The sequence below is a fragment of the Streptomyces sp. 142MFCol3.1 genome, from assembly GCF_000424945.1.
Classification (GTDB): domain Bacteria; phylum Actinomycetota; class Actinomycetes; order Streptomycetales; family Streptomycetaceae; genus Streptomyces; species Streptomyces siamensis.
The window spans coordinates 1-6345 of the sequence record NZ_AUKV01000080.1 but is presented as its reverse complement, the minus strand read 5'-3'; the positions used below and the strand labels follow the sequence as shown (position 1 = coordinate 6345).

Annotated in this window: 8 protein-coding genes and 2 pseudogenes; 8 read left to right on the top strand and 2 right to left on the bottom strand. The window is 71.7% G+C overall.

All coding sequences use genetic code 11. From position 1 onward, the window contains the following. Positions 1 to 340, top strand: a pseudogene (locus tag H305_RS53840) (hypothetical protein); the annotation flags it as partial. Next, on the top strand, positions 270 to 431 hold the full coding sequence (locus tag H305_RS55615; RefSeq protein ID WP_234021458.1) for an LPXTG cell wall anchor domain-containing protein: 162 nt from the start codon (positions 270 to 272) through the stop codon (positions 429 to 431). The pseudogene H305_RS53840 and the gene H305_RS55615, both read left to right, overlap by 71 nt. A gap of 210 nt (positions 432 to 641) precedes the next feature. On the opposite strand, the pseudogene H305_RS55610 reads toward H305_RS55615, so the two are convergent. Both H305_RS55610 and murJ read right to left on the bottom strand, forming a co-directional pair. Then, positions 642 to 1061, bottom strand: a pseudogene (locus H305_RS55610) (lipopolysaccharide biosynthesis protein); the annotation flags it as partial. Positions 1062 to 1063: 2 nt separating this feature from the next. Continuing rightward, the gene (murJ, locus tag H305_RS0143355; RefSeq protein WP_028805907.1) at positions 1064 to 2731 is read right to left on the bottom strand and encodes a lipid II flippase MurJ; all 1668 of its coding nucleotides are present in this window, start codon (positions 2729 to 2731) and stop codon (positions 1064 to 1066) included. A gap of 975 nt (positions 2732 to 3706) precedes the next feature. Between murJ and H305_RS0143345 the strand changes: the two genes are divergently transcribed. The 6 genes from H305_RS0143345 to H305_RS49080 form a co-directional block, all read left to right on the top strand. Continuing rightward, a complete protein-coding gene (locus tag H305_RS0143345) occupies positions 3707 to 3946 on the top strand; it encodes a chaplin (RefSeq protein ID WP_028805906.1) in 240 nt (79 codons plus the stop codon). A gap of 223 nt (positions 3947 to 4169) precedes the next feature. Beyond that, complete coding sequence (locus tag H305_RS0143340) at positions 4170 to 4382, top strand: hypothetical protein (protein WP_028805905.1); 213 nt, start codon at positions 4170 to 4172, stop codon at positions 4380 to 4382. A 222-nt stretch (positions 4383 to 4604) separates the two neighbouring features. Next, positions 4605 to 4907, top strand: coding sequence for a hypothetical protein (locus tag H305_RS0143335; protein ID WP_028805904.1), 303 nt, complete (start codon positions 4605 to 4607; stop codon positions 4905 to 4907). An 86-nt stretch (positions 4908 to 4993) separates the two neighbouring features. Next, complete coding sequence (locus tag H305_RS0143330; RefSeq protein WP_028805903.1) at positions 4994 to 5233, top strand: chaplin; 240 nt, start codon at positions 4994 to 4996, stop codon at positions 5231 to 5233. 192 nt (positions 5234 to 5425) lie between these two features. Next, the gene (locus H305_RS0143325) at positions 5426 to 5923 is read left to right on the top strand and encodes a DUF5949 family protein (RefSeq protein WP_028805902.1); all 498 of its coding nucleotides are present in this window, start codon (positions 5426 to 5428) and stop codon (positions 5921 to 5923) included. After that, a partial coding sequence (locus tag H305_RS49080; protein WP_037767470.1) for a vitamin K epoxide reductase family protein occupies positions 5923 to 6345 on the top strand: 423 nt, incomplete at its 3' end. The genes H305_RS0143325 and H305_RS49080, both read left to right, overlap by 1 nt.

Here is a 6345-nt window from a genome sequence, read left to right as displayed (position 1 = left end):
TGGTCTCCGCGCTCAACCCGGCCTTCGGGAACGGGTGCGGCTCCGGGGACACGTCTGTGACGACAACACCTCCGAGGACGGTGACTCCGCCGACGACTCCGCCGGTGACCACACCTCCGAGGACGGTGACCCCGCCGACGACTCCGCCGGTGACCACACCTCCGAGGTCGGCGACTCCGCCGAAGTCCACACCTCCGAGGACGGCGACTCCGCCGAAGTCCACACCTCCGAGGACGGCGACTCCGCCGGTGACCACACCTCCGAGGACGGTGACTCCGCCGGCCCCCGTCGAGGAGCAGACGCCTCGTCTCGGCGGATCGCTGCCGCACACGGGCAGTGAGGGCACCCTCGCGGCGTCGGCCGCCAGCGCCGCCCTGCTGGCGGGCGGAATCCTCCTGTACCGGCGAGGCCGAGCCGCCTCCCGCCGGTAGCACCCTGCTGCGGGTGCCGGACGACGCGGGAGCGCGTCCGGCACCCGAGCCGGTGCCCCGCCCGGCGGCCACTCGGAGCGACGGGGCCGGCCATGTTCGCGGCGGACGAGCCGGACCTCCGGACGCTCGACGCGTTCAGGGAACCCGGCGTGACCGTGGCGGGGAGCGGAGTGAACGGCTCCCCGCCACGGTCATCCGTGTGAGTGACCCTCACCGGTGAAGCCCGATGCCATCTCCGCGCTGCGGCATCAGGGGCGCGACGGGGCGGAGTCGACCCCCGTCGCGGACCACCGTCAGGCGCAGCCGTCCCGGCATGCCCGGCAGAAGGCCGCCGGGCAGCCCGCCCGCGCCGGCGCCCACCGGCTCCGTCACCGTCGCGACGGCGAGGAGGCCTGCGTGGGACGCACCGCGCGGGAGAACGAGACCGGTTCGACGTGGATGCCGCTCCGGTTGTCGTGCGCGTGCGGGGTCAGCGAGCGGGCGACGGTGTTGGCCCATGCCGGCCGCGACGTCCGGACGCCCGGAGGTGGCCGACACGGAGACCATCGGGGCGTCGGGCGAGGTCGCCGTCCGCACGTCCGACTGGAGCGTGCGCACCCGCACGCCCGCCCACACCTGGGCGTCCCCGAGTGTCAGCGGAAACGGACATGCGGGAGCCTTCGTGTGACGGAGCGGAACGCGGCTGCGCAGGCCTGGACATCGAGGGCCCAGGCCAGCAGGGCGAAGACGACGGTCACGACCGTGCCGCCGACCAAGAGGCCGAGCACGGGGGAGCGGGTGCCGCTCGCGGCGACCGCCCCCGCCACGGCGGCGACGGCCGCCGCCCGCACGGGTCTGCCGAGCTCCGACACCACACGACGGGTCCGGATCGGCACACTGCGCGGGCCCATGCCGCACAGCAGGAGCACGGCGCTGACCGTGATGCCGAGGGCGTTGGCGGCCGCGATCCCGTGCACTCCCCAGACGCCGACGGTCAGCGCGCCGGCCCAGGACGTCACGACGAGCCCGACCGTCATCGCGATCAGCGGGTACCAGGTCGGCCGTCCCGCCGAGAAGAACGAACGGACCAGTGCGCCGACCAGGGTGTGGCCGAGCAGTCCCAGGGTGTACACACGCATGACCGACGCGGTGGCCGCCGTGTCCCGTGCGGTGAACGCGCCGCGCTGGAAGAGCAGTTCGATGATCTGCGGAGCGCACGCGACGACCGCCGCGCCGCCGAGCAGCGCCGTGCGGGAGACGAGCGCCAGGTCGCGTTCCACCCGCGCCCCGGCCTGCTCCGTGTCTCCCTGCGCCTGCGCCCGCGCGACCACCGGAAAGGTGACCGTGCAGAGCATCAGGGCGAGGACCATCGGCATCTGGGCGACTTTCTGGGCGTAGTTCAGATGCGAGATGGCGCCCGCGGGCAGCGAGGACGCGAGGAAACGCTCGATGAGGACCTGGCAGTGCCGGCCCAGAGCGAACAGCAGGACCGTCGTGATCAGCGTCAGGTCCACCGGCCGGTCCTGCGTGCCGCCGCCCGCCTCGCCTGCCCGCGCCATGGCGGCGAGGGCGTCGCCGGGCGTCTTCCCGGCCCTGAGCCGCCGCCACAGCGACGGCAGTTGCGCCCCCACCATCAGGGCGCCGCCGAGCGCCACACCGAGGGCCGCGGAGCGCACGCCCCAGTGGCCGCCGAGCACGAGCATCGTCGTGATGATCGCCGCGTTGTACGCCACGTAGATCGCCGTCGGCGCGACGAACCGCTGGTGTGCCCGCAGCACCGCGCCGCAGTACCCGGCGAGCCCGAAGCTCAGCACCCCGATCGCCGTCAACCGTGTGCAGTCCACGGCCAGTCCGGGATCTCGTAGACCGGGCGCCAGCGCCTCGACGAAGTACGGCGCCCCGACGACCAGCACCCCGGACGCGGTCATGAAGGCCAGCGACATCCGGGGCAGGGTGGCGCCGACCAGGGTGCGGACCGGGTCACCGGCCGTCCCCCGGGAGCGGCGCGCGACGGCCACGCTGAACGCCGGTACGAGCACGAAGGCCAGACCGTCCTCGATCAGCAGCGTCGCCGCGAACTCCGGCACCGTCCAGGCCACCAGGAACGCGTCCGTCTCCGGACCGGCCCCGAACAGGTACGCCAGCGCCTGGTCCCGGCCGAGGCCCAGCAGCGCCCCGGTGATGGAGAGGGCGATCGTGACGAGCGCGGTCTTGGCGAGGAAACGTCCCGCGGCCGGTTCCTGGGGTTCGGCGGGGGCGGGAGCAACTGCTCTGCGGGCCGCGGGCAGGACGACGGGGGGCCGGTTGCGCGGGGGGCTCACGGCGCGGACCGGAAGCGAGGTGCGCACCGAGCCGGCTTCAGCACGTCCACGTCTGCCACCTGCGCCGCCTGCCGCGTCGTGGGTGTCCACCGCACCGGGCCGGTCTGCCTCCGCCGTGCCGCCTGCACCGGGCCGGTCTGCCTCCGCCGTGCTGACCTGGTTCGTTACCGCCGTGCTGACCTGGTTCGCTACCGCCGAGCTCGGCGCTCCGCCCCGGTCTGCGTCCGCCGGGCTCGGTGGTCGCGTGCCCGGACGACAGCCCCTCGGCCCGCTCGCTGCGGACGCTCGGCGCCGACGTACGGCACCGGCGTGCGACGGCCGGCTGGGCCTGCGCCAGGTCCGTGACGACCCGGGGTGCCCCGCCGTCGGCGGGCTGGGTGACATGAAGGACCCGCGACGGAGGGTCGGTCGACAGTTGCATGCGCGGTTCCTTGCTCACGGGCGGCGCGCAAAGGAGCGCGCGTCACTGCTTCGCGTCGACGGCGCCGAACTGTGCGCCGGTCCAGGCCGCGTCCCGCTGCGAAACGATCCGGGAGGCCGACTGGTCACCGTGCACCGGATCGCGGGGCGGGCCGGTGCCCGCAGCGCCGTGCGGGGCGAGCGGCCCACCGGCGTGTGGCGCGGCGGAAGACCCGGGGAATGACGCATGACCGGCGATGCCCTTTCGGGAGAAGGGGTTCTGGATCAGCGGACGGTCGGAATCTGTACATCACATGAATGCGTGTCGGCTCCCCGTCCTTCGGAGGCCTGTTGACGTCTGGCCGACGTCCGGTTCCAAGCGGCGCCAGGAGGAGCCCGACCCCATCCCTTTGTCCGCATTCATCATCGAAACGGTAGAAGCGTATCGGAATGGTGAAGCTGCGCGTTTTGCGGCATCACCATTCCGGGGCACAACCCTCGCGTGGCTCGCGCGTTGACCTTCTGTGCCGGGCATCCCGCCCGGATGTTGTGTCGATCTCCAAGGAGCACTTCTCCATGTCGCGTATCGCGAAGGGCCTGGCCCTGACCTCCGCTGCCGCCGCCGTTGTGGCCGGCGCCGCCGGTATCGCCGCCGCCGACAGCGGCGCGCAGGGCACGGCCGTCCAGTCCCCCGGCGTCCTGTCGGGCAACGTCGTGGAGGTCCCCGTGCACGTCCCGGTCAACGTCTGCGGCAACACGGTCGACGTCATCGGCCTGCTGAACCCGTCGTTCGGCGCCCGCTGCGCCACGGACTGACGTCCACGCGGACCCTTCCGGCCGTCCTCCGAAGCGAAGGGCGGCCGGTTCGCGTTGCCCCGAATGGGGGGAACGCCGTGCGATCCCTCGCATGACTCCTCACCAGGGGTGATGTCGGTGGTATGGACGCGAGGACGCTGTGCGGGGGAGTCGTTCGGTTGCACACGGCGACTACCGCTTTCACGGTGATTCCAGGTTCGACCGAACATCGAAGGGAACATCCATGCGTGCTCTGCGCGCACGACGCGTCACCTCCGCCGCTCTCGGTGCCACGCTTCTGCCCGGGATCGCCGCTCAGGCCGTCGCCGCGGACGGCGACTCGCCGCGTGGCAACAGGCTCGGCGACGGGCTCCCCGCGCTCGACCTGCCGGGTCTGCCCTCGCCGTCCGGCGTGACGAGCGCGCTGCCGACGGGCGGTGTCCTGTCCACCCACTGAGCCCGGGGAGCGGTGTCTGAGGCGAAGCAGTCGCCACCCTGCCGTCGTGCCGACCGTCTGTGGTCGGCATGACGGCTGTTTTGTATGAGAATGCGACACGCCGTTCGTTCGGGTGGGGTGCAGGAATTCTCCGCACGCGGGGTTTCCGGCGGGAGCGGGGCTCGTTAGCCGGGTGAGGAGGAATTCCCTCCGGTGACCTGAGTAGCCGATGAAAGGAACCCGATGAAGTCCCTGAAGGCCGCAGCTGTCGTTGCCGGGTCCGTGGTCGTCGCCGGCGCCGCCGCGCCCGCCTTTGCCGCCGATGCCTCCAACCTCACGCCCAGCAGCCTCAACGGCGCCCTGGAGACCATCGCCGGCCAGCGCACGCTCGACGCCGAGGACGTGATGCCCCTCCAGCATCAGTCGAACGCGCTCGACACCGAGACCAAGGGCTCGCTGCTCGACTCCGTGGACGGCGTCACGGAGGCGGTCAACTCCTCCGGCGCCCCCGCGAATCTCCTCGGCGGACTTCCCCTCCAGAGCTGATCCGTTCATTTCATCGCGTGTCTTTCCGGGGGGCTTGCGGCGATTTCCCTAGGATTTGGGGCAAATCTCCCAGGAAAGGGTTGATGATGAACACTGCCAAGAAGGTCGCTCTCATTCTTGCCGCCGCCGGAATGGCCATGGGTGGCGCTGTCGGCAGCGCCGTCGCCGACGCCGGTGCCGAGGGCCTCGCGACCAACTCCCCCGGCGTCCTCTCCGGCAACGTGATCCAGGTTCCCGTGCACGTCCCGGTGAACGCCTGCGGCAACTCCATCAGCGTCATCGGTCTGCTGAACCCGGCGTTCGCCAACGCCTGCGCCAACGACTGACCGCCTACGCGATACCGAAAGGGCCGATTCCGCAGAGTCGCGGAGTCGGCCCTTTCGCGCCGGAAATCGCGGAGCCTGCCCTTCCGTGCTGTTCGAGGAGCGTCCCTCATTCGTGTGGTCGACCCTCCGGTCGTCCCCCGGGCGGGTGATGAACCGGCCGGACCCGTTCGGGTGCGTCGATAAGGTTCCGCGGTGACTTCAACCCCAAGTGAAACGCGCCCCTTCCGGGCCGCAGACCTCGGCACGCTCGCCGTCATGGCCTTCAGCGGTGAAGCCCCCGACGGCGACATGCCCTATCTCCTCGCCTACTCCCTGGGCGACGGCGCGGGCGGCCCCGAGGCCTCAGCGAGGGCCATCGAGCAGCTGCTCACCAGTAACGGTCTGCCCGTCGGGGAGACGCTCCTGGACGCCTCGCGCGAGCCGAGCCTGCCGCTCACCCTCCTCGTCGAGGCCGGTCAGGCCGTCGTCACGATGCCGCACCTCAACGCTCAGTGCGTGGCGCCGCCGGAGTGGCTCGCCGCCGTGGCCGAACGCGGTTACGCCTACTTCCTGTTCGCCACCCGCGCCTGGCCCGAGGCGCAGCCCGGCAAGCCCGTCGCGCCGGAGAGCCTGACGGCCTTCGCGGGCGACGAGGAGACCCTGCTCAGCGCCGCGCACGTGCTCCTGCCCGCGCGCACCCTGCGCGGCTGATGGCCTCCACCGCGGGGCGGGGGACATACGACGAGCACGGCGCGTCGTCCCTTCGGACGGCGGGCAGCAGCCGCGCGTTCGCCCTGATGCTGGTGATCACCGGAGCCGCCGGGCTGCTCGCCGCCTGGGTCATCACGATCGACAAGTTCAAACTGCTGGAGAACCCGAACTTCGTGCCCGGGTGCAGCCTGAACCCGGTCGTCTCCTGCGGCAACATCATGAAGAGCGAGCAGGCCTCCGCCTTCGGGTTCCCCAACCCGATGCTGGGACTGGTGACGTACGGCATCGTCGTCTGCGTCGGCATGAGCCTGCTCGCCCGCGCGACCTTCCCGCGCTGGTACTGGCTCACCTTCAACGCCGGCACGCTCTTCGGCGTCGGATTCTGCACCTGGCTGCAGTTCCAGTCGCTCTACCGCATCAAC

Bases quoted from the DNA above. Each gene is read 5' to 3' on its own strand.
- H305_RS0143345 (WP_028805906.1), top strand. From the start codon at position 3,707: ATGTCGCGTATCGCGAAGGGCCTGGCCCTGACCTCCGCTGCCGCCGCC.
- H305_RS0143340 (WP_028805905.1), top strand. From the start codon at position 4,170: ATGCGTGCTCTGCGCGCACGACGCGTCACCTCCGCCGCTCTCGGTGCC.
- H305_RS0143335 (WP_028805904.1), top strand. From the start codon at position 4,605: ATGAAGTCCCTGAAGGCCGCAGCTGTCGTTGCCGGGTCCGTGGTCGTC.
- H305_RS0143330 (WP_028805903.1), top strand. From the start codon at position 4,994: ATGAACACTGCCAAGAAGGTCGCTCTCATTCTTGCCGCCGCCGGAATG.